The 26650-nt window shown below is 64.5% G+C and carries 26 protein-coding genes and 1 tRNA gene; 9 read left to right on the plus strand and 18 right to left on the minus strand.

Annotated features, from left to right (window positions below; all coding sequences use genetic code 11):
• Positions 1-65 precede the first annotated feature (65 nt).
• A tRNA-Gly gene (locus tag ACUJ47_RS11180) sits at positions 66-140 on the plus strand.
• A gap of 169 nt (positions 141-309) precedes the next feature.
• On the plus strand, positions 310-2508 hold the full coding sequence (locus tag ACUJ47_RS11185; RefSeq protein WP_445538472.1) for a TonB-dependent receptor: 2199 nt from the start codon (positions 310-312) through the stop codon (positions 2506-2508).
• A 51-nt stretch (positions 2509-2559) separates the two neighbouring features.
• Here the strand turns inward: ACUJ47_RS11185 and ACUJ47_RS11190 are convergent, their stop codons facing one another.
• From ACUJ47_RS11190 to putA, 5 genes are all read right to left on the minus strand, one after another.
• A complete protein-coding gene (locus ACUJ47_RS11190; protein ID WP_445538473.1) occupies positions 2560-3741 on the minus strand; it encodes a saccharopine dehydrogenase family protein in 1182 nt (393 codons plus the stop codon).
• 73 nt (positions 3742-3814) lie between these two features.
• Positions 3815-4999, minus strand: a complete 1185-nt coding sequence (locus tag ACUJ47_RS11195; protein ID WP_445538474.1) for an acyl-CoA dehydrogenase family protein — start codon at positions 4997-4999, stop codon at positions 3815-3817.
• On the minus strand, positions 4996-5796 hold the full coding sequence (locus ACUJ47_RS11200) for a hypothetical protein (RefSeq protein ID WP_445538475.1): 801 nt from the start codon (positions 5794-5796) through the stop codon (positions 4996-4998). Before ACUJ47_RS11200 ends, ACUJ47_RS11195 begins: the two co-directional genes overlap by 4 nt.
• Positions 5797-5806: 10 nt before the next feature.
• Complete coding sequence (gene dcd / locus ACUJ47_RS11205) at positions 5807-6361, minus strand: dCTP deaminase (protein WP_445538476.1); 555 nt, start codon at positions 6359-6361, stop codon at positions 5807-5809.
• 80 nt (positions 6362-6441) lie between these two features.
• Positions 6442-9558, minus strand: a complete 3117-nt coding sequence (putA, locus tag ACUJ47_RS11210; RefSeq protein WP_445538477.1) for a bifunctional proline dehydrogenase/L-glutamate gamma-semialdehyde dehydrogenase PutA — start codon at positions 9556-9558, stop codon at positions 6442-6444.
• A gap of 228 nt (positions 9559-9786) precedes the next feature.
• Here putA and ACUJ47_RS11215 point away from each other — a divergent pair, with 228 nt between their 5' ends.
• Positions 9787-10872, plus strand: a complete 1086-nt coding sequence (locus ACUJ47_RS11215) for a YeiH family protein (RefSeq protein ID WP_445538478.1) — start codon at positions 9787-9789, stop codon at positions 10870-10872.
• Between the two features lie 6 nt (positions 10873-10878).
• Here the strand turns inward: ACUJ47_RS11215 and ACUJ47_RS11220 are convergent, their stop codons facing one another.
• Positions 10879-11355: an Lrp/AsnC family transcriptional regulator gene (locus ACUJ47_RS11220; protein WP_445538479.1), complete on the minus strand. Its 477-nt coding sequence runs from the start codon at positions 11353-11355 to the stop codon at positions 10879-10881.
• A 115-nt stretch (positions 11356-11470) separates the two neighbouring features.
• Between ACUJ47_RS11220 and ACUJ47_RS11225 the strand changes: the two genes are divergently transcribed.
• The 5 genes from ACUJ47_RS11225 to ACUJ47_RS11245 all read left to right on the plus strand — a co-directional run bounded on the left by ACUJ47_RS11225 (position 11471) and on the right by ACUJ47_RS11245 (position 14499).
• The gene (locus ACUJ47_RS11225) at positions 11471-11719 is read left to right on the plus strand and encodes a DUF6356 family protein (protein WP_445538480.1); all 249 of its coding nucleotides are present in this window, start codon (positions 11471-11473) and stop codon (positions 11717-11719) included.
• A 132-nt stretch (positions 11720-11851) separates the two neighbouring features.
• The gene (locus tag ACUJ47_RS11230) at positions 11852-12964 is read left to right on the plus strand and encodes a CaiB/BaiF CoA transferase family protein (RefSeq protein ID WP_445538481.1); all 1113 of its coding nucleotides are present in this window, start codon (positions 11852-11854) and stop codon (positions 12962-12964) included.
• Positions 12961-13716 carry an enoyl-CoA hydratase/isomerase family protein gene (locus tag ACUJ47_RS11235; RefSeq protein WP_445538482.1) on the plus strand — a complete coding sequence of 252 codons (756 nt, stop codon included), beginning with the start codon at positions 12961-12963 and terminating at the stop codon, positions 13714-13716. The genes ACUJ47_RS11230 and ACUJ47_RS11235 overlap by 4 nt, the downstream gene beginning before the upstream one ends.
• Positions 13713-14030, plus strand: coding sequence for a YciI family protein (locus ACUJ47_RS11240; protein WP_445538483.1), 318 nt, complete (start codon positions 13713-13715; stop codon positions 14028-14030). The genes ACUJ47_RS11235 and ACUJ47_RS11240 overlap by 4 nt, the downstream gene beginning before the upstream one ends.
• Positions 14023-14499: a hypothetical protein gene (locus tag ACUJ47_RS11245; RefSeq protein ID WP_445538484.1), complete on the plus strand. Its 477-nt coding sequence runs from the start codon at positions 14023-14025 to the stop codon at positions 14497-14499. Before ACUJ47_RS11240 ends, ACUJ47_RS11245 begins: the two co-directional genes overlap by 8 nt.
• A gap of 24 nt (positions 14500-14523) precedes the next feature.
• On the opposite strand, the gene ACUJ47_RS11250 is transcribed toward ACUJ47_RS11245, so the two are convergent.
• Genes ACUJ47_RS11250 through ACUJ47_RS11265 form a run of 4 tightly spaced genes read right to left on the minus strand, consistent with a single transcriptional unit; the run spans position 14524 to position 20420 of the window.
• Complete coding sequence (locus ACUJ47_RS11250) at positions 14524-15501, minus strand: quinone oxidoreductase family protein (RefSeq protein WP_445538485.1); 978 nt, start codon at positions 15499-15501, stop codon at positions 14524-14526.
• 14 nt (positions 15502-15515) lie between these two features.
• Positions 15516-17396 (minus strand): hydantoinase B/oxoprolinase family protein, encoded by a 1881-nt coding sequence (locus ACUJ47_RS11255; RefSeq protein ID WP_445538486.1) that lies wholly within the window; start codon positions 17394-17396, stop codon positions 15516-15518.
• 3 nt (positions 17397-17399) lie between these two features.
• On the minus strand, positions 17400-19472 hold the full coding sequence (locus ACUJ47_RS11260; RefSeq protein ID WP_445538487.1) for a hydantoinase/oxoprolinase family protein: 2073 nt from the start codon (positions 19470-19472) through the stop codon (positions 17400-17402).
• Positions 19473-19496: 24 nt separating this feature from the next.
• Complete coding sequence (locus ACUJ47_RS11265) at positions 19497-20420, minus strand: hydroxymethylglutaryl-CoA lyase (RefSeq protein WP_445538488.1); 924 nt, start codon at positions 20418-20420, stop codon at positions 19497-19499.
• Positions 20421-20686: 266 nt separating this feature from the next.
• On the opposite strand from ACUJ47_RS11265, the gene ACUJ47_RS11270 reads away from it, so the two are divergent.
• Positions 20687-21868: a CaiB/BaiF CoA transferase family protein gene (locus ACUJ47_RS11270; protein WP_445538489.1), complete on the plus strand. Its 1182-nt coding sequence runs from the start codon at positions 20687-20689 to the stop codon at positions 21866-21868.
• A 106-nt stretch (positions 21869-21974) separates the two neighbouring features.
• Here ACUJ47_RS11270 and ACUJ47_RS11275 read toward each other — a convergent pair whose 3' ends face one another.
• From ACUJ47_RS11275 to ACUJ47_RS11310, 8 genes are all read right to left on the minus strand, one after another.
• Positions 21975-22151, minus strand: coding sequence for a hypothetical protein (locus ACUJ47_RS11275; RefSeq protein ID WP_445538490.1), 177 nt, complete (start codon positions 22149-22151; stop codon positions 21975-21977).
• A 129-nt stretch (positions 22152-22280) separates the two neighbouring features.
• Positions 22281-22763 (minus strand): hypothetical protein, encoded by a 483-nt coding sequence (locus ACUJ47_RS11280; protein ID WP_445538491.1) that lies wholly within the window; start codon positions 22761-22763, stop codon positions 22281-22283.
• 121 nt (positions 22764-22884) lie between these two features.
• Positions 22885-23205, minus strand: a complete 321-nt coding sequence (locus ACUJ47_RS11285) for a putative quinol monooxygenase (protein ID WP_445538492.1) — start codon at positions 23203-23205, stop codon at positions 22885-22887.
• A gap of 54 nt (positions 23206-23259) precedes the next feature.
• A complete protein-coding gene (locus tag ACUJ47_RS11290) occupies positions 23260-23685 on the minus strand; it encodes a PRC-barrel domain-containing protein (protein ID WP_445538493.1) in 426 nt (141 codons plus the stop codon).
• 9 nt (positions 23686-23694) lie between these two features.
• Complete coding sequence (locus ACUJ47_RS11295) at positions 23695-24111, minus strand: CBS domain-containing protein (protein WP_445538494.1); 417 nt, start codon at positions 24109-24111, stop codon at positions 23695-23697.
• 284 nt (positions 24112-24395) lie between these two features.
• Entirely contained in the window at positions 24396-24638 is a 243-nt protein-coding gene (locus ACUJ47_RS11300; protein WP_445538495.1) for a hypothetical protein, read from the minus strand.
• Between the two features lie 194 nt (positions 24639-24832).
• On the minus strand, positions 24833-25795 hold the full coding sequence (locus tag ACUJ47_RS11305) for a sulfotransferase domain-containing protein (RefSeq protein ID WP_445538496.1): 963 nt from the start codon (positions 25793-25795) through the stop codon (positions 24833-24835).
• Between the two features lie 151 nt (positions 25796-25946).
• Complete coding sequence (locus tag ACUJ47_RS11310) at positions 25947-26594, minus strand: GntR family transcriptional regulator (protein ID WP_445538497.1); 648 nt, start codon at positions 26592-26594, stop codon at positions 25947-25949.
• Positions 26595-26650: the final 56 nt, after the last annotated feature.

Genomic DNA, 26650 nt, shown 5'->3' on the forward strand with positions numbered 1-26650 from the left:
CTGCTAATCGCGCCGCCTCCCCAGCGATGGAGTGCCATTCGGGCCACATTGCGGAGCGCCAGTGAGCGGGCGTAGCTCAGGGGTAGAGCACAACCTTGCCAAGGTTGGGGTCGAGAGTTCGAATCTCTTCGCCCGCTCCATTTTCTTCGACAGCGTCAAAGCGGAATCGCGTGCAGCAATGCACGCCGATGCCGTTTGCCGTTTAGGCTGCCCCCTTCGTCGATTGGGCAAAAAGGGAACTTGCGCTCTGCCGGGGAATTGCTATCGGCAATGTTACATCATCACATTCTCTCCATCGCACTTCCTACAATGAGGCTTTTCGTGATTCTTTCGCGCAACCACCAGGTTTCCCGCTTCGCCATGGCCAGCGCGCTGGCGCTTTGCTTCACTTCCCAACCGGCATTCGCCGAAGGGGAGGAGCTGGCGCAGGATGGAGCGCAGGCGGAACAGCCGCAGGATATCGAGGACGACCTTCACGATCGCCGGGTCGACTACCAGGGCAATATCGTGGTCAGCGCCACCGGCCTGCACCAGCTCGATGTGCTGGCGGGCACTTCGGTGCTCGAAGGCGGCGAACTCCAGCGCAACCTTGCGGGCCAGATCGGCGAAGTGCTGGTCAAGCTGCCCGGCGTTTCCGCCACCGGCTTCACCCCCGGCGCCTCGCGCCCGGTGCTGCGCGGCTTCTCGGGCGAGCGCGTGCGCGTGCTGGTTGACGGGCTTTCGACCAGCGACGTCTCCAACACTTCGGTCGACCATGCCACCACGATCGATCCGCTGACTTCGGAACGGATCGAAGTGCTGCGCGGCCCCGCCGTGCTGCTCTATGGCAGCCAGGCGATCGGCGGCGCGGTGAATGTGGTCGACAAGCGTATCCCGCGCCGGGTGCCCGACGAGCCGGTCCATGTCGACGGAATGGCGAGCTGGGATTCGGCCTTCGACCTCGCCGAATTCGGCGCATCGGTCGACGTGCCGCTGGGCCAGCGCTTCGTGGTGCATGCCAGCGGCAGCTGGCGCGACACCAACGACATGGAGATCCCGGGATATGCAGTCGCTCCGGAATTGCGCGCGGACCTGCTCGCCGATGCGGACGAAGAGGAAGAGGAGGGTCATCTGGAGCTGGCGGACGAGCTGCGCGAAGGCGCCAACCAGCGCGGCGTGCTGCCCAACACCGCCACCCGCACCTGGAGCGCCAATGCGGGCTTCGCCTTTATCGATGGCGACAATTCGCTCGGCTTCTCGCTGGGCTGGTACGACACGAATTACGGCGTCCCGATCCGCCCGGGCGCGGGCCATCACGAAGGTGAAGGCGAAGCGGAGGGAGAAGAGGGCCATGGCGAAGGCCTCGTCTCGATCGGTCTCGAACAGCTCCGCGCCGATATGCGCGCCGAATTGGGGCTGGGTGACGGCGCCTTCTCCAAGCTGATCGCGCGCCTTGGCTATAGCGATTACACCCACACCGAATTCGAAGGGGACGAGGTCGGCACCACGTTCGATTCCGAAAGCCTCGAAGCGCGGGTTGAGCTGGCGCAGAAGGACACGGGCAGCTGGCGCGGTTCGATCGGCAGCCAGTACTTCCACCGCGACTTCTATGCCGAAGGCGCCGAAGCCTATGTCGCGCCCAACACCACCGACCAGTTCGCGCTGTTCACGCTGCAGGAATTCGGCAGCGGGCCGGTGCAGCTCGAAGCGGCGGGCCGCTTTGAAACGACCAAGGTCGAATCGCAGCCGCTCGGCATTGCGCGCAGCTTCGATGCGATCTCGGGCGCATTGGGCGTGGTGTTCGAACCGCAATACGGCCTGCGCACCGGGATCAATCTGTCGCATGCCGAACGCGCGCCGAGCGCCGAAGAACTGTTTTCGGACGGGCCGCACATCGCCACCCAGGCCTATGAAATGGGCGATCCGGGGCTCGGCACCGAAAGCGCGATCGGGCTCGAGGGCTTCGTTCGCGGCGAAATCGGCGCGGCGACGGTGAGCTTCGCGGTCTTCAAGAACTGGTTCAGCGACTACATCTACCTGTCCGAAACCGGCCTCAAGGAAGACGACCTGCCGGTGTTCGAATATTTGCAGAGCGATGCCGACTATTTCGGGGTCGAAGGCTCGGTCAGCTTCCCGCTGGTGGATGCCGACAGCTATCGCCTGCTGGCCGATCTGCGCGGCGAATATGTGCGCGCCAAGCTCGATGACGGGTCGGCGATCCCGCGCATCCCGCCGCTGAGCCTGCTCGGCGCGCTCGAAGCGCAGACCGATGCTTTTGACGCGCGCGCCGAAGTCGAATGGTTCGCCAGGCAGGACAAGGTCGCGGAGTTCGAAACCCCGACCGATTCCTTCGCGCTGGTCAATCTGTCGCTCTCGTGGCGCCCGCTACAGGGGCAGGAAAATGTCACGCTCGTCCTCGCAGCCGACAATGTCTTCGACGTGACCGGGCGTCGCCACGCCAGCTTCACCAAGGATTTCGTCCCGCTGGTAGGGCGCAACCTGAAGGCCAGCCTTCGCTTCAGCTTCTGATCAACGAGTGGCGGGGCCGGTTAATCCGGCCCCGTTTCGTTTCGTCCGGCCTCAATCCTCTGCTGCGAAACTGATCTCCGCATTCTGCTGCAGCCGGTCGACCAGCGACTCGCCGAGGAAATAGCCGGGCGTGCCCACGCCGCCGGGCTTGTCGCATGAAAGCAGCGCGATCCCGGTTTCGGCGAGCATGCGGCTGGTCGAGCCATAGCCGGGATCGTATTTGCCCTTCACGCCATAGATCAGCGACTGGCCATCGGGCATTTCGGCGAGGAAGGCGATGTCGTAATAGCCGTTCTCGCGCTCATCCTTGGTCGGCCCTTCGCCCGGCTTGGGCGGCTTTGCGCCGAACGGGTTCTTCATCAGCTCGACCGCGCCTTCGGCCATCTTCTTGCCCGCTTCGCCCGGGCTGGTCAGCACCATTTCGTCATATTTGAAGTCCTCGCCCCACGGGTGGCCGAGCAGGAAATTGGTGCGGTGGACGTTCTTGGTGTTGATCGGCGCCATCACGAAAGGCGCGGCCCATTTGCCAAAGGCCTCCTCATAGCCGGGGATCATGCCTGATGGCTGGTCCGGCCCTTCGAAGCCGGGCGTGAGGCCGAACGAGCTGCGCAGGATTCCGAATAGCGAGGGATGCTTGGCCACTGTCTTCATCGTTTCGGTGAGGCTGGCGACCGTGCCGCCCGAAGCGCCCCCGGCCATGCCGCGCACGCGCCCCTTTACGCGCGGTGCGGGCTTGCCGAAGCGCTTCACCGCTTCCTTTTGCGCCATCAACACGCCGAGATCGAAGGGGATTGAATCGAAACCCGACGAAAAGCAGATATGCGCGCCCGAAGCCTTGGCGGCTTCCATATGCTCGTCGATCTTCTGCCGCATCCACACCGGCTCGCCGCACAGATCGGCATAGTCGGTGCCGGTCTTGACGCAGGCCGCGACGAGCGCGTCGCCATAAAGCTGGTACGGGCCGACGGTGGTGAGGACCACGCGGGTCCGGTTGCACATCGCCTCGAGGCTGGCCGGATCGTCGGCATCGGCCACCACCAGCGGCGTAGTTTCCGGCGCGCCGATCGCGTCGCGCACCGCCTCGAGCTTGTCGAGGCTGCGCCCGGCCATCGCCCATTTGGGGCCGTCCGCTCGATCGCCATAGTGCTTGTCGAGATATTCGGCGACCAGCCGACCGGTGTAGCCGGTTGCACCATAGATGATGATGTCGAATTCGCGGTTCTGCTTGGACATGGGGCTCTCCTTCCGGCCCTGCATGCGCCGGGCGATCCGGAGAGTCAAAGCCGCTACGGCAGCAAGGCTGCGCTCACATGCCGAACTGGCGGCTGGCGAGGTCGTACATGATTTCTTCCGAGCCGCCGCCGATCGCCATCACGCGCACTTCGCGATAGATCCGTTCGACCCGGCCGCCGCGCACGAAGCTCGCCCCGCCCAGGATCTGGCACGCCTCGCGCGCGCAATATTCCATGGTCTGCGTGGCCTGCACCTTGAGCAGCGCGAAATCGCCGGGGAAGGGCTTGCCAGCACGCACGGTCCACGCGGCATGGTCGATCATCGCCTGCGTCGCTTGGATCATCTGCAGCATCCGCGCCAGCTTGTGGCGGATCGACTGGCGGGTCGCGAGCGGCCGCCCGAAGGTTTCGCGGCTGCGCGCCCAGTCGAGCGCGTCCTCGAAGCACAGCCGCGAGAAAGCCGCCGCCTGCTGCGCCATGCCCAGCCGCTCGCCGTTGAAATTGCGCATGATCGCACCGAAGCCGGCATTCTCGGGGCCGATCAGGTTTTCGGCGGGCACTTCGACATCGTCGAAATGGATCGTTGCGGTGTCCGACGCGTGCCAGCCCATTTTCTGCAGGGCCGTGCGGCTGACGCCGGGGCGGTCGGTTTCGACCAGCAGCAGCGAGACCCCGCCCATGCCTTCGCCCCCGGTGCGCACCGCCAGCGTGATGTAGTCGGCGCGCATGCCCGAAGTGATCAGCGTCTTGGCGCCGTTGACGACATAATGGCTGCCGCGATTCTCCGCCCGCGTCCTGAGATTGGCGACGTCGGACCCGCCGCCCGGCTCGGTGATGCCCAGGCAGATGATCCTTTCGCCCGACAGCACTTGCGGCGCGATCCGGCGCTTCATCTCCTCGCTTCCCGCCGCGAGGATGGGCGGCAGGCCGATGCCGTGCGTCATCAGCGAGGCAGGAATGCCGCCCGCACCGGGGCGGCACAGCTCTTCCGACTGGACCAGCGAATGAAAGATGTCGAAGCCGCGCTGCTCCAGCGTGCCGCTGCCGCCATATTCCTCGGGATAGCCCAGCCCCAGCACGCCCGCTTCGGCGGCTTTGCGGTGCAGCTCGCGCGGCAACTGGCCCGCCGCTTCCCACTCGTCGACATGCGGCACGATCTCGCGAGTGACGAAAGTGCGCACGCTGTCGCACACGGCTTCGTGGGTCTCGTCGTAATTCGGCGAACGGCTGCGCCATTGATCGAACAAAGGTGTGGTCATCCCAAATCTCCCCGCGGGATGCGCGGCAGCACCCCGGTCTGGCTCGAAATCGCCAGCAATCGCCCGTCTTCGGCAAAATGCCGTGCCGAGCCATGGACGGTGCCGCGTTCGAAAGCGGCGAATTCGGTCACGGACAGCACCCAGCCCGGATCGGCGCCCTGCACGAAGCGGAACATGGCATCGAGGCTCGACCCGCCGCGCGAAGCCGGATGCGCGCCAAGGAACAGGTCGGAAATGATCGCCAGCCAGCCCGCGTCGATGGCGAAATCCGCGCGCGAGCGGGTCCAGACGGCATGGGTTCCGCGCCGCTCGTCATGCAGCGCAACGCGATATTCGAACTGGTCGGGCAGGCCGCCGGGCGAGGAATGGCTGATCTCGACCGGCGTCGCGTCATCGGGGCCGACCACTTCGGGCATTCGCGCGAACAGCGCCTGCTCATAGGGCTCGCGATAGCCCAGCGCCCCGCTGGCCCGGTGGGTGGGGCGGGCATTGACGTGAGCGCTTGCCGCATATTGCGCCACGGCCTGCCCGCCGCCGCATTGCTCGACTTGCAGCACCAGCTCTTCCGCGTGTTGCGTCGGCCCGAGGAACTGCACATGCGCCCACAGCAGCGGCAGCTCGCTGTCGAGCTGCATCGCGTCGACGATCGCCGCCAGTGCAACCCCGCCCATGATATGCGGTGCGCCATCCGGTCCGGCGGTGGCCGGGGGCATGACAGGAAGGATGAATTCGCCGCTCCGCTGGCTGCTCCCGTGTTTGGGCACCACGCGCCAGAATGGGAAGCGGGCTATGCTCATCCCCTGGCGCTCATAGCCGGGGGAGCGTTACGCCGCGCTGGCCCATATATTTGCCGGCGCGGTCCTTGTAGCTCGTCTCGCAGCGCTCGTTGCCCTGCAGGAACAGGAACTGGCAGGCGCCTTCATTGGCATAGATCTTCGCGGGCAGCGGCGTGGTGTTGGAAAACTCCAGCGTCACATGGCCTTCCCAGCCCGGTTCGAGCGGCGTGACGTTCACGATGATGCCGCAGCGGGCATAGGTGCTCTTGCCCAGGCAGATCACCAGCACGTCTTCAGGCACGCGGAAATATTCCACCGTGCGCGCCAGCGCGAAGCTGTTGGGCGGGATCACGCAGACGTCGGTCTGGCGGTCGACGAAGCTGTTGGCGGCGAAATCCTTGGGATCGACTACCGCGCTGTCGACATTGGTGAAGATCTTGAACTCGTCCGCCACGCGCGCGTCGTAGCCATAGGAGCTCAAGCCATATGAAATGCAGCCTTCGCGGCGCTGCGCTTCGACGAAAGGCTCGATCATGCCTTCGTTGAGCGCCTTGTCGCGGATCCACTTGTCGGAAAGAATCGCCATGCGCAGAGTGATTCCGCATGGGCGCGGCGGGGGCAAGCGCAAGCGCGCGGTATCCCCCGTTCTTTGCCCTTCAGCGAGTGTCAGCCGGCGAGAAGGCTCGCATTGCCGCCCGCAGCGGTCGTGTCGACGCAAGTCACCCGTTCGGTGGCAAACCGCGCGAGATAGTGCGGGCCGCCCGCCTTGGGGCCGGTGCCGGAAAGGCCCTGTCCGCCAAAGGGCTGGCTTTCCACCACGGCGCCGATCTGGTTGCGGTTGACGTAGAAATTGCCCACCCGCGCCCGCGCCTCGACCATGCGCCGGGTCGCCGCGATGCGGCTGTGCAGCCCCAGCGTCAGGCCGAAGCCGGTGGCGTTGATGTCATCGACCACGCGTTCGATCTCGCCCGCGGCAAAGCGCGCGACATGCAGGATCGGCCCGAAGTTTTCCTTGCTGAGCTGCGCAATGCCGTCGATCTGGACGATGGCAGGCGCAACGAAGGTGCCTTTGGAGCATGCCGCAGACAGTTTGTGCTGCCACACGGGATGGCCCGCCCCGCGCATCGCCGAAACATGCGCATCGAGCGAGGCCTTGGCTTCGGCATCGATCACCGGGCCGACATCAGTTTCTAGCTGCGTGGGATCGCCCACATGCAGCGCTTCGAACCCGCCGCGGATCATCTCGAGCATGCTGTCGGCGACGTCTTCCTGCAGGTAAAGTACGCGCAGCGCGGAGCAGCGCTGCCCCGCGCTCTGGAAGGCGCTTCCCAGCACGTCGCGCACGACCTGCTCGGGCAGGGCGGAGCTGTCGACGATCATGGCGTTCTGCCCGCCGGTCTCGGCGATCAGCGTAGCGATCGGGCCGTCGCGCCCGGCCAGGCTGCGATTGATCGCCTGCGCGGTCGCAGTCGAACCGGTGAAGGCCACCCCGCACACGCCCGGATGCGCGGTGAGCGCGGCGCCCACGGCCCCGTCTCCGGGGACCAGTTGCAGCACGTCTTCGGGGATGCCCGCCTGATGGCACAGCTTCACCGCCAGCGCCGCGATCAGCGGAGTCTGCTCGGCGGGCTTGGCGAGCACGCAATTGCCCGCCGCCAGCCCTGCAGCTGCCATGCCGATGAAGATTGCGAGCGGGAAGTTCCACGGCGCGATGGTGGCGAACACGCCGCGGCCGTGCAGCCGAAGCAGGTTCTCTTCGCCGGTCGGCCCCGGCAGCACCAGCGGGGCTGCGAACTGGCGGCGCGCCTCGGCGGCATAATAGCGCAGGAAATCGACCGCTTCGCGCAGTTCGAGCACGGCATCGACCAGCGTCTTGCCCGCTTCGCGCTGGCACAGCGACAGGAACTCCGCCACATGCGCTTCGAACAGGTCTGCCGCCGCTTCGAGCAGCAGCGCGCGCTTTTCGCCGCCCAGCGCATCCCAGCCCGGCTGGATTGCTTGCGCAGCCTCGACCCCTTCGGCGATCCCCTTGGCGGTGGCATAGGTGACGCTGCCGATGCGCTGCCCGAAGTCATAGGGGGCATTCACGCCGATCTGCGCGCCGCCTGCACCGAAGGCAGGTTCCGCAGTCCATTGCTTCGATGCCAGCACGGCGAGCTGTTCGAGCAGCGGCTCGCGCACCAGCGGGTCGGCCAAATCGACCCCGGCGCTGTTGCGGCGCGCACCGAAAATGTCGGCGGGCAGCGGGATCGCGGGATTGCGCTTGGGTTCGAGCGCGGCGAGTTCTGCCACCGGATCGCCGGTCATTTCCTCGATCGGCACTTCGCTGTCGGCCATGCGGTTGACGAAGCTGGTGTTGGCACCGTTTTCGAGCAGTCGCCGGACGAGATAGGCGAGCAGTTCCTTGTGCCCGCCGACCGGGGCGTAGATCCGCACGCGCGTGCGATCGTTTCCTTCGGACTTCGCCAGCGCGTCATAGACTTCCTCGCCCATGCCGTGGAGCCGCTGGAACTCGAACGGCTTGCCGCCGCTCAATGCTTTCACCGCGCCGATGGTATAGGCGTTGTGCGTGGCGAAGGCGGGCAGGATCACGTCGCTGTGTTCGAACAGCCGCGCGGCGCAAGCGAGATAGGACACGTCGGTCGCCACCTTGCGGGTGAACACCGGGTAATCGGTGTGGCCGCCCACCTGGCCTGCCTTGACCTCGCTGTCCCAATAGGCGCCCTTGACCAGCCGCACGAAGAAGCGGCGCCCGTGGCGGCGGGCCAGCTTCGCCACCCAGTCGCACAGCGGCACGCCGCGCTTCTGGTAGGCCTGGATCGCGAGGCCGAAGCCTTCCCAGGCCGAACCGTCGGGCCGGGTGAACAGCGCGTCATCCGCGGCGAGATCCTCGATGATGTCGAGCGACAGCTCGAGCCGCTCGGCCTCTTCGGCATCGACGGTAAAGTGGATGTCGGCGTCGCGCGCCTTGATCGCCAGTTCGCGCAGCATCGGCACCAGCGCCGCGCGCGCCTCTTCCGCGTGGAGGAAGCCGTATTTGGGGTGCAGCGCCGAAAGCTTCACCGAAATGCCGGGCGAAGCGGCGACCCCGCCCTTCGCCACTCGCGCGACCGCATCAAGCGCGGTGTCGTAAGCCTGGCGATAGCGCTCGGCATCGGCAAAGGTCATCGCCGCTTCGCCGAGCATGTCGAAACTGTGGGACAGCCCGCGCTTGCTTTCGGGCGCGGCGCGACCAAGCGCTTCGTCGATCGTGCGGCCGAACACGAATTGCCCGCCGAGGATCTTCATCGCCTGCAGCGTGGCGGTGCGCACTACCGGCTCGCCCAGCCGGTTCATTGTGCGCTTGAGCGTGGCGCCCATTCCGCGCTGGTGCGCTTCGGGCGGGTCGAGCACTTCGCCGGTCAGCATCAGCGAGAAGGTGGCGGCATTGACGAAAGTGGAAGAGCTTTCGCCAAGGTGCTCGCTCCAGTCGATCTCGCCGATCTTGTCGCGGATCAGCGCATCGGCGGTCCCCGCATCGGGCACGCGTAGCAGCGCCTCGGCGAGGCACATCAGCGCGATCCCTTCCTCGGTGTTGAGCCCGTATTGATGGAGGAAAGCGTCGATCCCGCTCGCCTTGGTCTTGCGGGCCCCGGCGATCAGCTTGGCGGCGAGCGCAGCTGCCTCGCCATGGCGCTGCGCGACCGGCGCGGCTTCGGCGATACGCTGTTCGACGATGGATGCTTCTTCGGCGCGATAGGCCCTGCGCAGTGGCGAACGGTCGAGCGGTTGATGCTGGGACAAGGTAAGGCGACTCCGCAAGGGCTGGCTTTGGAGCGCGATCTGGACCCGGTTTCAATTGTAATCAAGTGGGCAGAACGTCGCGTGATCGAGCAGCCTCCTTGAGGCGGCCTGCACCAGCCGCTAACAGGCGGATTGTGCGGAGATTGTTCCGCCGGGCTGCGTGGCCAGCAGGTGTGGAGAGATCATGCTCGATTGCAAGCCGACCTGCGCCAGGCCAGGATCTTTCGCATGAAAAGGCGCGATTCCGAACCCGCGCTCTACGCCGGCGACCTGTTCGGTGAGATCTACCAGGCTCAGCAGGTCGAACCTCCGGCTCCGGTGACGCCGCGTACGCTGGCGCCGGGGCTGGTCACATGCCTGATCGCTGCGCTCGCCGCCATGTGGCTGGCCGAGCATTACGGCTTTCCCGCGATCCTGCTCGGCCTGCTGATCGGGCTGGCGCTCAACTTCCTGTCCGAACATCCGGCGCTGGGGCAAGGGCTGGACTTTGCCGCGCGCCACTTCCTGAGGTTCGGCATCGTGCTGCTGGGCATGCAGGTGACACTGGCCCAGATCGGCGCGATCGGCTGGCTGCCCTTTGCCGGGCTGCTGGCGATCATGGCTTCGGCCTTCGGTGCTGCGCTGCTCGGTGCGCGGATCGTGGGGCAGGGGCGCTATGCCGGGGTGCTGGCGGGCGGCGCGACCGCGATTTGCGGGGCTTCGGCGGCATTGGCGCTCTATGGAGTGATCGGGCGCGACCGGCTCGACCAGTCGCGCTTTACCATCACGCTGGTGGGCATCGCGCTGGCGAGCGCGCTGGCGTTGTCGCTCTATCCGCTCATCGCCGAGACGCTGGGCATGAACGATGCGCAGGCGGGCTATCTTGTCGGCGCTTCGATTCATGACGTGGCGCAAGCGATCGGCGGCGGCTACGCCATTTCCGACGAAGCGGGCGCGCAGGCGACGATCATCAAGCTGGCGCGCGTGGCGCTGCTCGCGCCCGTCGTGGCGCTGGTGGCGCTCTGGCTGGGTGAAGCCGGGCGCGGGGAGGCCGGGCCGCGGCCAGCATGGCGGCGGATCTCGCTGCCGTGGTTCATCGTCGCTTTCCTGCTGCTGGTGGTAGTCAACAGCTTCGCGCCGATGCCCGATGGCTTTGCCGAGGGCGGGCTGGCCGGATCGAAATTCCTGCTGCTGCTGGCGGTGACGGCCACCGCGATGCGCTCGCAGCTCTCGCTGCTGATCGAAGCCGGGTGGCGGCCGCTGGTGCCGGTGATGGCGGCGACGCTGGCCTCATTCGCCACCGCGCTGCTCGTATCGGCGACGCTGATCGGCTGAACCTGCTTAGGCCGGGCGCGGCAGCGCGGTAGTGTATTTCATCTCTTCCATCGAGAAGCTTGCGGTGACGTCTGACAGGCCGGGTACGCGCCGGATCAGCCGCTGGTAGATGCGGTCGTAATCGGCAATGTCGCGCACCCTCAGCTTGAGCATGTAATCGATGTCTCCCGCCATGCGGTGGCATTCGATGATTTCCTCGATCCCGGTGATCGCTTCGTGGAAGGCGGCGAGCCATTCGCCGTCATGCCGGCTGGTACGGATCGCCACGAAGACAGTGGTGGCAAAGCCGACCCGCGCCGGATCGACCAACGCCACGCGCCGCGCGATCACGCCTGTTTCCTCCATCCGCTTGATCCGCCGCCAGCAGGGATTGGTCGACAGGCCGACACGGTCGGCAATGGCCTGCACCGGGAGCGAGGCGTCAGCTTGCAGCAATGCAAGAATTGCCCAATCCTTGGTATCAAGTTCGCCATGAATAGTCATAGGCAGTGTGTTTATCCCAATATCGTAAGATTTTCCATCAATCTTTGGGATTTCATTGCGCGCGCCGCATGCTATCCAGCTGCGCAGGATCGAACAGGGGGCATGAAGGCAGGCAATGGATCGCAGCACGATCGCGAAAGCATTCACCGAACATCCCGCTTCGGTGGGCGAAACCTATGGCGAGCATCTGGTCCATGCCACCGGCTTCGGCGTGCGCATGGTGCTGGGCGGGCTCGCCTGCATGCTGCACGGCCTCTTGCCGTTCCTGTTCGTCAAGACCGGCAGCAAGCAGATCGAAACGCTGCACGGCAAGATGATCGTCAATCGCAGCAAACTGCCCCAGCCGCTCGACTTCGTGATCTGATCGTGATCGCGGGCCGCCGCGCCCCTCCCAACAAAGAGCATCCCGTCGCCCGAAAAATCGGCTAACGTGCTGTCCGGATTGCCGGTCTGCGCCGCAGCGGCATGCCGGTAGCGAAGGGGAAAAGCAGCCATCATGGGCAAATTGTCGGGCATTACGGTAGTCGATCTGACGCAATTCCTGCCCGGTCCGATGATGACGGTGATGATGGCCGACCAGGGCGCCGAAGTGATCAAGGTTGAACCCGCTGCGGGCGATCCGGCGCGCGAACAGGCCCCGTTCGACAGCTATGGCGGCATCGAACATTCGGTGTGGTTCGCCAATCTCAACCGCGGCAAGCAGAGCATGACGCTCGACCTCAAGAGCGAGCAGGGCAAGGCGCAATTGCGCGAGCTGTGCCGCCGCGCGGACGTGTTCGTAGAGGGCTTCCGCCCCGGCGTGATGGCGCGGCTCGGCTTCGACTATGAAGCAGTCAAGGCGCTCAAGCCGGACATCGTCTATTGCTCAATCTCCGCCTTCGGGCAGGAAGGCGCGCTCGCGCATCACCCCGCGCATGACATGGCGGTGCAGGCCATGGCGGGCTTCCTCAGCGTCAATGACGGGCCCGACGGCGCCCCGGTGGTGCCCGGCGTCGCCAGCAGCGACATGGCCGCCGGCCTCACCGCGTTGTCGGCAGTGCTGATGGCGTTGGTGGGCCGCGATCGCACAGGCGAAGGCGCCTATATCGATTGCGCCATGTTCGACAGCCTGCTGCCGTGGTGCGTCCATACCGCAGGCAGCGCGATCGCCGGTGGGCCAAGCCCCAAATCGGCGGAGCAGCGTTCGCTCGGCGGGGCGGGCTTCTACCAGGTTTATGAAACGAAAGATGGCAAGCATGTCGTGCTGGGCGGGCGCGAGATCAAATTCGCACGCAACCTGCTCCAGACGCTTGGCCGCGAAGACCTGCTCCCCTTCGCCGAAGCTCCAGCGGGGCAGCAGGGTGAGCTGATCGACTTCCTGCGCGCGACCTTCGCCACCCGCACGCGCGACGAGTGGGTCAGCTGGTTCGCCGACAAGGATGTCGCCTTCTCGCCCGTGCTCGATTTCCGCGAAGCGCTCGACGAACCGCATATTGCCGAACGGGGGCTATGGGTCGAAAGTGAAGGCGGCGGGCATCACATTGCACCGTCGATCCGCTTTGCAGGGGACAACTGGGTGCCGGGCCGGATCCCCGGGCTGGGTGAAGCCAATAAGGAGTGCTTGTCATGAACCTACGCCTCGAAAAGCAAGGCGCGGTGGCGCGGCTGGTGATCGACCGGCCCGACGCGCGCAATGCGATCAACATGGCGATGTGGGAAGCCTTTCCCGGCCTGATCGCCGAAGCGGAGGACGATCCGGCGATCCGCCTGCTCGAACTGCGCGCCGCCGATGGCGCGGGCGCCTTTTCGGCGGGCGCCGACATCAAGGAAATGCTCGCCAACAAGGACAACATGGGCTGGCGCGAAGCCAACCAGGCCGAGATCAACCGGGTCCAGTACGAGCTGGCGCGGGTCGACCTGCCGACTGTCGCCTTCATCGATGGCGATTGCATCGGCGGCGGCTGCGGGCTGGCGCTGGCTTGCGACATTCGCGTCGCGACCAGGCGTTCGCGCTTCGGCATCACGCCGGGCAAGTTGGGGCTGGTCTATCCGCTGCACGATGTGAAATTGCTGACTGACCTCGTCGGACCGGGGCAGGCCAAGCGAATCCTGTTCACTGGCGAACTGCTCGATGCGGAAGAGGCGCTGCGGATCGGGCTGGTCGAAATCCTTGCCGACAGCGCCGATGCGCTGATCGAACAGATCCTCGCCGCTTCGACCTTCTCCGCGCGTGAGAACAAGTCCTTTGTGCGCCGCGTGCTCGACGGGCAGGTGGCAGACGATTCGATGACGCTGGGCATGTTCGACGCCGCCTTCGGGCGCGAGGATTTCGCCGAAGGCTCGCAGGCCTTCCTCGAAAAGCGCAAGCCGAACTTCAAATGAAGAAGCTGTTCGCCTTCTATTGCCGCGATGGCGAGCACAGCGCGATCTTCCGCGAGCACAGCCATGACGCGCTGATCGAGCACTTCGCCGAACACGGCAAGGATTTCGCCGTGGCGGGGCCGATGGTGAAGGGCGACAAGATCGTCGGCTCGCTGCTGGTCATCAAGGCGGTGGACGAAAGCGACGCGCGCGCCAAGCTGGAGGCGATCCCCTATTTCTCGGTCGGCGTGTGGCAATCGATCCGCGTCGACGAGTTCCAGCCCTTGTTCGGCGACTGGGCCGCCAGTCTGGCGGAGGAGGCGAAGCATGGCTGAGGATCTGGCCGAAGAGCTCGAAGCCTATGCCGCAGCATGGAGCCGCGTGGCGACCGACGGCATCGCCGATTTCTGGCGGCGCGACCATTTCCGCTTCTACAAGGCGGAGGACATGCGCGAGCTGTTCACCGAATTCCCCGGGGTGCTGGCTTACTGGCGCAGCAATGAGAAGCTGCACGACAGCGTCTCGCTCGAATTCCACGGCGTGCTCGATTTGGGGATTCCCGGCCCGGCGCGGCTCGTCAGCGCGCGGATGGAATGGCGCATCTCCTATCGCGAGGATGCGCTCGATGCAGGCGGCATGCCGCACCGCCATGCCGGCAAGTCCACCTCCGGCTGGAACCATGTGCTCAGCCTGTGGGAAGAGGTCGACGGGCGCTGGTATCTCACCGGCTGGTGCGAAGCGCCCGATGGCGCGCCGACCTATCTCACCGATCTGATCTACCGCGTGGCGGGCGATAACGACTGACGCATAGCCCGCCGGGATGGCCGGTCAGGGTATCAGGACGGTCGAGCCGGTGGTCTTGCGCGCTTCGAGGTCGCGATGCGCCTGTGCTGCCTCGGCCAGCGGATAGGTCTGCCCGATCGTCACTTCGACCTTGCCGCTGCCCAGCATGCTCCAGACCCGGGCGATGCCGAGCGCGCGGTCTTCCGGCGTGGCGTAATAGTGGAACAGCGTGGGGCGCGTGACGAAGAGCGAGCCCTTCTGCGCCAATGTGCCCAAATTCACGCCTTCGACCGGCCCCGAGGCATTGCCGAAGCTCACCAGCAGCCCGCGCGGGCTGAGGCTGTCGAGCGAAGCGAGGAAAGTGTCCTTGCCCACCCCGTCGAACACCACCGGCACGCCTGCACCATCGGTCAATTCGCGCACGCCGGGGGCAATCTCGTCGCGGTCATAGCGGATCACATGGTCGCAGCCCGCCGCAAAGGCGATGTCGGCCTTGGCTTGCGAGGAGACGGTGCCGATAACCTGCGCCCCGATCGCCTTCAGCCATTGCACCATCAACAGCCCCACGCCGCCCGCCGCGGCATGGACCAGCACAATGTCGCCCGGTTTCACATGGGCGCAGCGTTCGACCAGCGCTTCGACCGTCGCGGCCTTGAGGATCGCGGCAGCTGCGATGTCGTCAGGGATGTCGTCGGGTAGTTTGTAGAGCGCGTCGGCGGGCATCACCCGATGCGTGGCATAGGCGCCGAGCCCCGGCCCCATCGAGGTGACGCGGTCGCCCACAGCGAAGCCGGTCACCCCCTCACCCAGCGCAATGACGTGCCCTGCCGCCTCCAGCCCCAACCCGCTCGGCAGTGCGATCGTGTAGAGCCCGGAGCGGTGATAGGTGTCGATGAAGTTGAGGCCCACAGCAGTCTGTTCGACCAGCACCTGCCCGGGTCCGGGCGCAGGCAGGTCATCCTCGACCCAGCCGATCACCTCCGGCCCGCCGTGCCGTTCGATCACCGCGCGTGTGCACTTCATCTTTTGCTGTCCCTTCAGGCTGCGCTGCCCGCCCATTCGGGTTGTTTGGGTGCAGGCAGGCCGGTTTCCTCTTCGCACGCTTCGCGCAAGGCGTCGATACCGGGACCAAAGTCGAACAGCGGCAATGCGCCGCGCGCGGCCATCATTCCGGCACGCAGGCTGGCGGTCGCGGCATCGTCGACCGTGCCTTCACCATCGGCCACCACGCCATAGGCCTTCGCGCCTTCTGCAGTGACGAGCCCCTGCCGGATTTCGAGCCCGACCAGCGTCGGATCGCGTTCGAGCGGATCGCCCCAGCCGCCACCGCCCCAAGTGATGAAGTGCAGCAGATCGCCAGCCTTCACCGGCACGTCTTCCACTTTGTTGCCGACGATTTCGGTGCTGCCGTCAGCGCGTTCGAGCACTTTCTTCGCGCGCAGCCCCGGATGGCCGCCGTTGACGCCCCAGGGCGGCACGAACCAGCGGTCGTCATGGATCGCGATGTGCCCGTCGGCGAGGAAGCGGTAGGTCATGTGGATGCCGTTGCCGCCGCGATGCAGGCCCGCGCCGCCGCTGTCGGGCTCGGTCGAATAGCGTTCGATCCGCAGCGGGAAATAGCGCTCTAGGAACTCGTTGGGCACGTTGGTGAAGCCCGGCCACAGCGAATGCCCGTCAGGCCCGTCGCCCAGCGGCCGCCCGGGAATCCCGCCAAAGCCGATCTGGAACAGCTGGAACCATTCGCGTTCCTTGCCGTCGCGCCGGTCCCAGCCCGAATAGAACAGATGCGGCGATGAGCTGAAGCCCGCCGCATTGAGGAATTCGGGCGTCTTCTGGCCCAGCAATCCGCCCAGGATGTCGAAGATGCGGCCCAGCGCATGGGTGCGGCCCGACAGCGCGGCGGGGAATTTCGGCTTGAGCAGCGATCCCTCCGGGATGCGCACCTCGATCAAATCGTAGAACCCGTCATTGAACAGGATCTGCGGGTCGAACACCATGATCATGTAGATGCCGAAGAACATCTTGAACATGTTCTCGTTGAGATAGAAATTGATCGAAGCGGCGCTCTGCGGATCGGTGCCGTCGAAATCGAGCACGACCTTGTCGCTCTCGCGCCACATGGTGCATTTGATCTTGTAGGGGCCGAAGCCCTTGCCGTCGTCGCAGACGTAATCTTCAAAGCTCACCGGCTCTTCGGCCACCGCCATGCCGATCAGCGCCTTCATCGCGCGATAGTTGCGGTCGAGCAGCTCCTGCGTTGCCGAAACATAGACGTCGTCGCCAAAGCGCTCGGCCATTTCGACCACGCGGCGCGCGGCGACGCGGCACGATGCGATCAGCGCGTTGAGATCGGCCTGGCACCAGTCGGGCTTGCGCGTCTGGTGCATGACGAGCTTCATCAGGTCGTCATTATATTCGCCCTTCTTCCAGATCTTCACCGGCGGGATGCGCACCCCTTCCTCGAAGATCGAGCTGGCGCCGATCGGCATCGATCCGGGGACAGCGCCGCCGATGTCGCTCTGGTGGCCGAACATGGCGGTATAGGCGATCAGCCGCCCGTCCTTGAACACCGGCAGCAGCACCAGCCAGTCGTTCGAGTGCGAAATCGCGCCTTCGCAGGAATAGGGGTCCGACAGGAAGATCATGTCGCCGTCTTCCAGCGTGCCGTCGAAGCCGCGAAGGAAGCCGTCGATGAAGCTGCCGAACTGGCCCACGATCATCTTGCCCTTGGGGTCGGCGATCAACGGAAAGGCGTCGCCCTGTTCGCGGATGCCGGGGCTCATCGCGGTGCGCACCAGCGTCGCATCCATTTCGATGCGCGCATTGCGCAGTGCATTCTCGATGATGTCGAGCGTGACGGGGTCGATCGCGAGTTTCTGGAAGGGCTTGGGATTGGTTTCGACGATTTGTGCCGGCATCGCTCAGCCCTCCGCGTTTTCGTTATTCTTGGGGGGATTGATCAGGATATTGCCGACCCTGTCGACCGTGGCCACGCAGCCGCTTTCGACCAGCGTGGTCGAATCCATCTCGGTGATGATCGCGGGGCCGGGGATGACGTCGCCTTGCCGCAAGCGGTCGCGCTCGTAGATGACGGCGGCCTGCTCGCGCCCGTCCATCCACAGCACATGGTCGCGGATCTTCGCGCCCGAGGGATCGCCATCGCCTTTGGGCAATTCGGCGGCGGGCAGGTCGGGCGCCTGGCCCAGCGCCACCGCGCGCAGGTTCACGATCTCGTGCGGCGTATCCATGTTGAAGGTGAACAGCCGCAAATGTTCGTCGTCGAAACGTGCGAGGATGCCCTCGATCCCGTCCGCCTCGAGCACTTTCTTGTCGATTGTCAGCGGCACTTCGAAGGCTTGCCCGGCATAGCGGATATCGACTTCGAATTGCGTCGTGATCTGGTCTGCGGGCACGCCATCGGCAAGCAGCTCGCCGCGCGTCTGCGCCGCCATCTCGTCGAGCACGGCTTCAAGGTCGGCGATCGAAGTGTCTTTCGCCAGTTTCGAGAAGCTGCGCGCGGTTTCGGTCCGCATCCGCGTGGTGGCATCGCCCAGGGCGCAGAGCACGCCCGGCGATACCGGGCTGATCGCGGGCCAGCTGCCCATCAGCCGGGCGACCGCATTGACATGCAGCGGCCCTGCGCCGCCAAAGCCCATCAGCGCGAAGTCGCGCGGGTCGTAGCCCTGCTGGACCGAAATCATGCGCAGCGCGCCGAACATGTTCTCGTTGACGATATCGATGATGCCGCGCGCGGCCTCCATCAGCGTGACGCCCAGTGCATCGGCCACGGTCTGCACCGCGCGTTTGGCGCCTTCGCGGTCGAGGTGGAAACTGCCGCCGAGCAGGTCTTCGGGCAGGTAACCCAGCACCACATTGGCGTCGGTCACGGTCGGCAGCGTGCCGCCCTTGCCATAGGCGACCGGGCCGGGCACCGCGCCCGCGCTTTCGGGGCCGACGCGCAGCGCCTTGGTCAGTTCGGGCACATGCGCGATCGAGCCGCCGCCCGCGCCCACGGTCTTCACGTCGAGCGCCGATGCGCGGACCGACAAGTGGCCGACATCGGTGGTGCGCACGCGGCGCGCCTCCAGCCCTTCGATCAGCGCCACGTCGGTCGACGTGCCGCCCACATCGAGCGTGAGGATATTGGTGAAACCGGCATTCTTTGCCACCCACAGCGCGCCGGTGACGCCGCCTGCCGGGCCCGACATCAGTATGTTGACCGGGTGTTCCTCGGCCTTCTGGCTGCTCATCAGCCCGCCGTCCGAGCGCAGCAGCGAGAGCCGCCCTTCCAGCCCCTGCTCCTCCAGCTTGGTGCGCAGGTTCGAGACATATTTGCTCACCACCGGGCGCACCGCCGCATTGGCGACGGTCGAAAGTGTGCGCTCATATTCCTGCATTTCGGGCAGCACTTCGTGGCTCAGCGACACGGGGATGCCGGGCAGTTCCTCCGCTGCGATTTCGCCGATGCGCTTCTCATGCGCGCCGTTGACGTAAGCGTTGATCAGGCTGACCGTCAGCGCCTCGACGCCATTGGCCTTGAGTTTCCTCAAGGCTGCGCGCACCGCGTCTTCATCGAGCGGGCGCACTTCCTTGCCATCGGCGCCCATCCGGCCGGGCACTTCGACCGTGTCTTCCAGATGCGCCAGCGGCGTGGGCTTCGGCCACACGATCCACGCCGCGAGCCCGCCGGGCACGAAGCTGCGCGCGATTTGCATGATGTCGCGATAGCCCTCAGTGGTGACGAGCCCCACCTTGGCGCCCTTGCCTTCGAGCACGGCATTGGTCGCAACCGTGGTGCCGTGGAGGAAATAGGCGATGTCGCTGGCGGAAACACCGGCAGCTTTGGTGATCGCCTTCACCCCGTTGAGGATACCTTCGGAACTGTCATGCGGGGTCGACGGCGTCTTGTGGCGCCAGAACTTCCCGCTTTCCTCGTCGAACAGCAGCAGATCGGTGAAGGTCCCGCCAACGTCGACGCCCAGCCTGTAAGTCATAGTCTCTCCGTGGCTTCGGTTTCGTCAGGCCGCGCGCGCGACCAGAGATGGCAATTCGCGGCCCAGCTTTTCGGCGAACCAGCGGTTGGTGGCAATGGCACCGGCAAGGTCGATGCCGCTGGCGATGCCCGATTGATCCATGAGGTAGATCAGGTCTTCAGTGGCGATATTGCCCGTTGCGCGCGGAGCGAAGGGGCAGCCGCCCAGTCCGCCGAGCGAAGCGTCGAACACGCGCACGCCCGCGCCATAGGCGGCCCAGGCATTGGCGATGCCGGTGCCGCGGGTGTTGTGGAAATGGCAGCGCATCGGGATGCGCCCGCCCAGCAGCTCGCCCAGCCTGCCGAACAGTTCGCTCACCTGCGCAGGCGTGCCGACGCCGATCGTGTCGGCCAGCGCGATTTCCTCCGGCCCCTCTGCGGCCAGTTCTTCGGCGATGGCCAGCACTGTTTCCGGTTTCACTTCTCCTTCGAAGGGGCAGCCGAAGGCGGCGCTGATGGTCACTTGCGCGCGCAGCCCTTCCGCCTTGGCGAAGCGGATCATGTCGCGGTTCTCGGCGATGCCTTCCGCGATGGTCTGGCCCTGGTTCTTCTGGCCGAAGGTGTCGCTCGCCACCACGACGCATCCGACCTGGTCGATCCCGCGCCCTTTTCCGTCCTTGGGGCCGCCTTCCTTCGTGGCGAGCGCGCGCATCACGCCGCGCTTGTTGAGCACCAGCCCAATATAGGTCGTGTCGGGCCGGTCGGGCAGGCCGGCGATCACCGCCTCGGCATCGGCCATTTGCGGGACGCGCGCGGGATGGACGAAGCTCGCGACTTCGAGCCGCCGCGCTCCGTAATCGAGCATCCGTCCGATCAGCTCCAGCTTCGTGTCGCTGGCGATGATGTCCGGCTCGTTCTGCAGCCCGTCGCGCGGGCCGACCTCTACCAGTTCGATGCTTTCCTGCGTCATCGGAATCGCTCTGCCTGAACTCAAGGGGACCTGCGCCTGATACGCAAATTGTATACAAATGCAAATTCTCGTTTTATAGCGCCGGTCCGGTTTCGGGGCAGCGGGCCGGTTGCGCCAGGGCTTTTTTGCAGGCCGCTTGCGCACCCCCTGCCGAAGCGCCTCTGGCGGCATGTTGCGGGCCTGCATTGCGCCTGCAGCGGGTTTGCAAATGGTTTGTACCGGGCATGTGTTTTCGCGCCTGTCGCGTGAGTGATGAAGGGATTGAGATGGCCGAAGGAGCGCTCGCAGGATTGCGGCTCATCGAGATGGGCCAGCTGATCGCGGGGCCGTTTTGCGGCCAGCTGATGGCCGATCACGGGGCCGAAGTGATCAAGGTCGAGCCGCCCAAGGTGGGCGATGCCATGCGCAATTGGGGCCAAGGCGTTCCGCTGTGGTTCTCCGTCGTCGCGCGCAACAAGAAGTCGATCACGCTCAATTTGCGCGAGAAGGAAGGGCAGGACATCGTCCGCAAGCTCGCCGCCAAGGCCGATTTCCTGCTCGAGAATTTCCGCCCCGGCACGCTTGAGCGCTGGAACCTCGGGTGGGAGGATCTCCACGCGATCAACCGGGCGCTGATCATGATCCGCGTTTCGGGCTATGGCCAGACCGGCCCCTATTCGCCGCGTGCGGGCTATGGCGGGATCGGCGAAGCGATGGGCGGCATGCGCTATGTCGCGGGCGAGCCTGATCGGCCGCCCAGCCGTGCGGGCCTGTCGATCGGGGATTCGCTCGCGGCGACCTACGCCTGCCTTGGCGCGCTGATGGCGCTCGAGCATCGCCACAAGACCGGGCAGGGCCAGATGGTCGATTCAGCCATCTACGAAGCGGTGCTGGCGATGATGGAATCGACCATTCCCGAGTATACGGTGACCGGGCATATCCGCGAGCGGACCGGATCGATCCTGCCCAAGATCGCGCCGTCCAACGTCTATCCCACCAGCGACGGCAGCGTGCTCGTCGCAGGCAACCAGGACAGCGTGTGGAAGCGCATGGCGGAGATGATGGGCGTTCCTGAGCTGGGCGACGATCCGCGCTACAACAGCCATGTGGCGCGCGGCGAGCGCCAACAGGAACTGGACGACATGATCGGAGAATGGACGAAGCAGTTCACCAGCGTGGAAGTGCTCGCCAAATGCGAGGAATTCGGCGTTCCGGCGGGCAATATGTATCGCGCGCCCGAGATGCTGGCCGATCCCCATTTCGCCGCGCGCGAAGCGATCATCGAAGTGCCGCATCCGAAGTACGAGAACTTCAAGATGCAGAACGTCGCGCCCAAGCTTTCGGCCACGCCGGGGCATGTCGAATGGGTCGGCCCCGAGCTCGGCCAGCACAATGAAGAAATCTATGGCGAGCTGCTGGGCATGGATTCGGCGACCCGCGCGGACCTTGAGGCGCGCGGGATTATCTGACGCGCGAGCAGGGCGGCCGATATTCGCGAAAGGCCGCCAGAGGCCCAATAGCTGACCGCCTCGCACCAATACAGGTGCGGCCGAACCTGACGGGACGGCAAGCTAGCTAGAACCGGGCTGCAGGGAACAGTTTGACGACATGCGAGCCATTGGCTGCTTGAATTTCCGCGATTTCCTCAGCCAATCGATCAGCCTTTACTTCGAGACGCTTCCGGGTTCGCCTGTCGTCGGTGTTGGCTGCGTGCAGCAGTGCGCGTTGATGGAGCGAGTAGAGTTCGTTCAAGGACATAGCCAATTCAGTCTAGCACATATGTCGGCTGCAGTCTGTGGCCCCGGTCTGGCTAGCAGAACGCTTCGTCACGAGCAGGCGAAGGCCCAACCCATTCTACAGCTTCAATCCGTTGCGCATGCGTCAAGGCTCCTGATTGCCCTCATCGTCACCGGACCGGATCCTGCTCGAGAGCCATTGGTATATGCCGAGCGCCACGAGCCCGAACATGGCCACAAAGAAGATCGCTGCCGCGTAAAGTGAATTCGACACTTCGCTCCTGCTAGCGACGAAGATCATCACCAGCGCTTCGAGGCTTGAGGCAATCACGATGATAGTGACAAATTCGGTCAGGGATCGCCGAGACTCTGTTGGAGAGCGGGGCCCCCTTTTGCTGAAGATCTCCTCGTCAGCGATAAACGCGGCCGTCTCGATGATGGCAAAGCCGATAATGAGCAGGCCAACGCTGCGAAGTGCTACGGTGGAAATATGCTCTGATGATGAGAAGGCCTCTACTACGTCCAGAATTGCCGATGCCAAGATCACGAATGCAATTGTCATGAGGGCGATGGTCGCCAACACGAAGTAGACCGTTGCAATCGCTTGATAGAGGGACCTTATTTTCATTCTTCCCGCCTAAATGGTTCTGCGCATCGGGAATGCGGAACGCATACGTCACTGGCATGGGTTCGCCTCGATAGCGAAAGCCGCCAGACTAACATCCAGCCCCTTGCTCACAGCTGCCGATCTATCGATCGAGCAGGTCGTCACAGACCTCCATTAGCAGAAAGGGCTCTTCCGCCCAATCCTCAAGCGCCTCCAGGAATGCCGCGCGCACCTTTGGGTCGTCGTAAGCCATCTTGGCATCATAGGCCCGTTGCCATGTCGCTCGATCAGGCCATTCTGCGACTCCGACGAAGCGTCCTTGCCGATCATAATGCAGCCTTGAGCCGAGCGATCCATAGCGTTCGCGTATCAGCCTTGTCCCCTTTCTCCATGCTTCCCGGAACTGGGCTTCATGGCCAGGCTTGGTCTTCCACCAATATGCAGCAACGAAAGTCATAGACATTCACGCGCAGGCGCAACTGCGACGGTTTGACCCCGGATCAGCCGACAAGCCTCTTCAATAGGGTACGCCCCAGTATCCATAGAGTGCCTTTGCATATGCGCTGTCCCATTCGGGCGCTGACGCGCCTTCAATAAACGGACTGTTGCGGAAGATGTCGTCTTCCGCTGAGACCACGTAGCCGCCCAGCTCGCGGTCATAATCCAGCGCAGGCCATGGGAGCGGGCGTAGCTCTTCGCCAAGACCGAGAAATCCGCCGAAACTCATTACGGCATATTCGACCTGGCCGGAACGTTTATCGACCATGAAATGGTCAATCTTGCCGATGCGTTCGCCTCCGGGGCGAAACACCTTGGTGCCTTCCACGCGGTCAGACGCGATCAGGTCATGGTCCGGATCGCTCAACTCTCCTTTGCGCTGGTCCCGAAGATCGCGCATCGAGGGGCTCACGATGTCCTGCTGCTTGGTTTGAGCAGATACCATTGTCTCCTCCTATGCCAGCGATTGGGAGTGCAGCTCTGACGGTCTTGCGACCTCGGCAAAGCACCTTCCTGCATCGGTCGGCTGGACTTTCACCAGATCACCGATCGAAACGATGCCGACGAGTTGCTTGGCATTGTCGATCACGGGAAGCCGCCGGATCTGGAGCGAGGCCATGTTTTCCAGGACATCGTCGATGGGGTCGCTCGAATTGCAGTAGAGCAACTCCTGCGTCATCACTTCTGACGCCTTTGCTTCCGGGCCGAATCCGCAGCCGATGCCGCGAATGGCGATATCGCGATCAGTGACCATGCCCACCAGTTTGTCATCCTTCGCCACGGGAATGGAGCCAAGGTCGTTCTCGGCCATTTTTTCCGCTGCGCGCCGGAGGGGTGTGTCTGGACTGATCGTACAAACGTCAGTGCTCATGCATTGCTGAACCTGCATTATCTCCTCCTCTTGCTAGTTCACAACTAACAAACGGGCAGATCAGCTTGCTCGTTCCAACAATTGGGATGAGCGGCAGATATTCGCCACATGCTTGCGATGCTTGGGAAGGAAGCCACAGCGGAAATGCGGATCAATGCGCAAAGCTTCCCCTATGTTGTCGAAGCGTTGGCTGCATTCGTCCTTGGGCATGATCCGACCGACGCATTCAGCAAGTCGGTTGGAACCTGGCCCGCCTCATTTTCGCGCAAGATATCCGTTCCCGGTCAATATCGCCCTGGTGGATCGCTTGCTGGAAAGCTTTGGTCCAGGTCTTCGTCGACTTCCGTCCATTCACGCTGTGGCGGATCGCGCATGGCGCCAGGGCCAGCATCGCGGACATCCATGTGGCTTCGGTGTGGCTGGTCCTCTGCAAAAGCGGCGTTCCGCGGCGCTCTGTCCTTCTTCAGGATCAAAAACGCCGCGACACCTGCGCTACCGAGAAGCAGTCCCTTCAATATCAGTGACATAGCTTCCTCCTGACAGATCAACGAATGAACGCCCCGAAGGGTCCTGCGATTTGCTTGCGTTCAGTCATTGAAAGAGATGCAAAATTGTCGAAACGCCTTAGGCTTTGGCCACACCCTTATTGCCGCCTTTCAACCAGAAGCAGAACCAGTCTCAATCCTTCCGCTCCCTCAGCAGCAGCGACCGAGCGACCCGCTCAATCGGGCAATGCGCGCGGATCGCCCGCAACCAAGCGCCCGTGCTCGCACCATGCCGCCAGCGACGGGCTGAATTCGGCAGTCACCTTCGCATCGTAGCGGGCGAGGTCTTCGGGGCGGCAGACCCCTTCCCAGCGGCGGTTGGTTCCCTTGTTGATGAAAGTGTTGCCCCCGCCTTTCCAGATGTCATCGGCATGCGGCATCAGCGCCTTGGCGGCGCCCTTCATCGCCTCGAAACCGGCCGCCTCGACGACTTGGGGCCAGAGATCGTCCGAGAGTTCGATGTCGAGGAAATCGGCGATGCGCCGCATCTCGCCCGCTAGGTCGGCCTTCATGTCATTGTAATGCACCAGCAGCATGTTCGGATCGTGCCGTGCCGCCCAGAAGCTGTTTTCCATCACGAAATAGCCTGCGCCCGGATCGCCCTGGTCGTCCTCAGGGCCGTCGACCCACCCGGCGAAGTGCGCCGCCGGGTCCTGCGGCGAGAAATCGTAGCTGTCGCCATCGCCGAATTTCGGGTCGGCATTGCAGATCTCGATCCAGCGTAAGATCGACTCTGGCGTGTAGTGCGACTTGTGGTTGAAGAAGCTCATCGCTGCGTCGCGCCCGTCACGCGCGACGTGGATGTATTTGACCCCCTCGTAATGCGGCAGCGCATCGAACGGCAGGTGCGACTTGAGGAAGCGGCGGTGCGTCTGGCTCTCGGCCAGCCCGAGCATGGCGCCGGGCGGCGGCATCCGGAAGTCGGGCCAGGGCGAACTGTCCTGCACGGGGAAAGGGTCTGCGCTGCCGAATACCAACATGCCGACGATGCGCTGCGTCCAGGTGGTGCCGCACTTGGGATAGGTCGAGATCACGATGTCGTCGGGCCGCATCGGGAAATCGTCCCACAAGGTGCTGTCGAAGGCCCGGTTGCGTACGTGGCGCGTGGCCGGGCGGATCAGGCGCGGCGCGGCGTTCATTGCGAAATCCGATCGATGCGATGCGGCATTGGGCATCCTTTCCCGAAGGCAGGGGGCGACCCGGAGCAAGCGAAGCTAAATTAGCGGGCCGGGCAAGTCCATCGCGATCGGCTGGCAAGGCCCGCCTTGCATCCTTGAGCGGAGCCAGTGGCTATCCTTCCGCCTCCGTCGCATCGGCGAAGGTGTGGAAGGCGCGGCGCAAGTGGCTGCCCATCACTGCGCGGGCCCATTCGGGATCGCCCGCGCGGAAAGCCGAAATCAGCTCGTCATGGTCGCGCGCGGATTGCCGCAGGTCCTCCACCGAATAGCTGCGCGCGGTGCGCAGCACGATCGGCTGTTCGACCAGCTGCGCCAGCACTTGCGCCAGCCGCGGCGAATGCGCCGCTTCGGTGATGATCTCGTGAAAGCTGCGGTTGGCATCGAGGAAGCGGACGACGTCGGGCGGATCCTGCTTCACGGCTTCGTGCAGCTCCTGGTTGACCGTTTCGAGCCGGTCGATCTCTTCGGCCGAAAGCCTGTGCGCGGCGCGTTCCGCGGCATGGCCTTCGAGCATTTGGCGCAGAGTGAACATCTCGTCGATGTCGTCGCGGCTCCAGTCAGCCACGAAGATGCGCTTGGATTCGCTGCGCACCAGCAGCATCTCGCCTTCGAGCCGCCGCACCGCTTCGCGCACCGGAGTGCGGCTGACCCCGGTAATCTGCGCCAGCTGGTCTTCGGTCAGCTGCTCGCCGGGGCGCACCGCGCCGCTCAGCAGCACCGCGCGGATCTTGTCATAGGCCTGTTCGGAAGCGCGGCTCATCCGGAATCACTCATGTGGTGCAAACGTTGTGCAACCGGGGTGCAAGGCGGGTGCAA

Source organism: Altererythrobacter sp. Z27, assembly GCF_052683155.1.

Excerpts from the sequence above, each read along its gene's own strand:
- ACUJ47_RS11185 (WP_445538472.1), top strand. The coding sequence starts at position 310 with ATGAGGCTTTTCGTGATTCTTTCGCGCAACCACCAGGTTTCCCGCTTC.
- ACUJ47_RS11190 (WP_445538473.1), bottom strand. The coding sequence starts at position 3,741 with ATGTCCAAGCAGAACCGCGAATTCGACATCATCATCTATGGTGCAACC.
- ACUJ47_RS11195 (WP_445538474.1), bottom strand. The coding sequence starts at position 4,999 with ATGACCACACCTTTGTTCGATCAATGGCGCAGCCGTTCGCCGAATTAC.
- ACUJ47_RS11200 (WP_445538475.1), bottom strand. The coding sequence starts at position 5,796 with ATGAGCATAGCCCGCTTCCCATTCTGGCGCGTGGTGCCCAAACACGGG.
- dcd (WP_445538476.1), bottom strand. The coding sequence starts at position 6,361 with ATGGCGATTCTTTCCGACAAGTGGATCCGCGACAAGGCGCTCAACGAA.
- ACUJ47_RS11215 (WP_445538478.1), top strand. The coding sequence starts at position 9,787 with ATGAAAAGGCGCGATTCCGAACCCGCGCTCTACGCCGGCGACCTGTTC.
- ACUJ47_RS11220 (WP_445538479.1), bottom strand. The coding sequence starts at position 11,355 with ATGACTATTCATGGCGAACTTGATACCAAGGATTGGGCAATTCTTGCA.
- ACUJ47_RS11225 (WP_445538480.1), top strand. The coding sequence starts at position 11,471 with ATGGATCGCAGCACGATCGCGAAAGCATTCACCGAACATCCCGCTTCG.
- ACUJ47_RS11230 (WP_445538481.1), top strand. The coding sequence starts at position 11,852 with ATGGGCAAATTGTCGGGCATTACGGTAGTCGATCTGACGCAATTCCTG.
- ACUJ47_RS11235 (WP_445538482.1), top strand. The coding sequence starts at position 12,961 with ATGAACCTACGCCTCGAAAAGCAAGGCGCGGTGGCGCGGCTGGTGATC.
- ACUJ47_RS11240 (WP_445538483.1), top strand. The coding sequence starts at position 13,713 with ATGAAGAAGCTGTTCGCCTTCTATTGCCGCGATGGCGAGCACAGCGCG.
- ACUJ47_RS11245 (WP_445538484.1), top strand. The coding sequence starts at position 14,023 with ATGGCTGAGGATCTGGCCGAAGAGCTCGAAGCCTATGCCGCAGCATGG.
- ACUJ47_RS11250 (WP_445538485.1), bottom strand. The coding sequence starts at position 15,501 with ATGAAGTGCACACGCGCGGTGATCGAACGGCACGGCGGGCCGGAGGTG.
- ACUJ47_RS11255 (WP_445538486.1), bottom strand. The coding sequence starts at position 17,396 with ATGCCGGCACAAATCGTCGAAACCAATCCCAAGCCCTTCCAGAAACTC.
- ACUJ47_RS11260 (WP_445538487.1), bottom strand. The coding sequence starts at position 19,472 with ATGACTTACAGGCTGGGCGTCGACGTTGGCGGGACCTTCACCGATCTG.
- ACUJ47_RS11265 (WP_445538488.1), bottom strand. The coding sequence starts at position 20,420 with ATGACGCAGGAAAGCATCGAACTGGTAGAGGTCGGCCCGCGCGACGGG.
- ACUJ47_RS11270 (WP_445538489.1), top strand. The coding sequence starts at position 20,687 with ATGGCCGAAGGAGCGCTCGCAGGATTGCGGCTCATCGAGATGGGCCAG.
- ACUJ47_RS11280 (WP_445538491.1), bottom strand. The coding sequence starts at position 22,763 with ATGAAAATAAGGTCCCTCTATCAAGCGATTGCAACGGTCTACTTCGTG.
- ACUJ47_RS11285 (WP_445538492.1), bottom strand. The coding sequence starts at position 23,205 with ATGTCTATGACTTTCGTTGCTGCATATTGGTGGAAGACCAAGCCTGGC.
- ACUJ47_RS11290 (WP_445538493.1), bottom strand. The coding sequence starts at position 23,685 with ATGGTATCTGCTCAAACCAAGCAGCAGGACATCGTGAGCCCCTCGATG.
- ACUJ47_RS11295 (WP_445538494.1), bottom strand. The coding sequence starts at position 24,111 with ATGAGCACTGACGTTTGTACGATCAGTCCAGACACACCCCTCCGGCGC.
- ACUJ47_RS11300 (WP_445538495.1), bottom strand. The coding sequence starts at position 24,638 with ATGTCACTGATATTGAAGGGACTGCTTCTCGGTAGCGCAGGTGTCGCG.
- ACUJ47_RS11305 (WP_445538496.1), bottom strand. The coding sequence starts at position 25,795 with ATGAACGCCGCGCCGCGCCTGATCCGCCCGGCCACGCGCCACGTACGC.
- ACUJ47_RS11310 (WP_445538497.1), bottom strand. The coding sequence starts at position 26,594 with ATGAGCCGCGCTTCCGAACAGGCCTATGACAAGATCCGCGCGGTGCTG.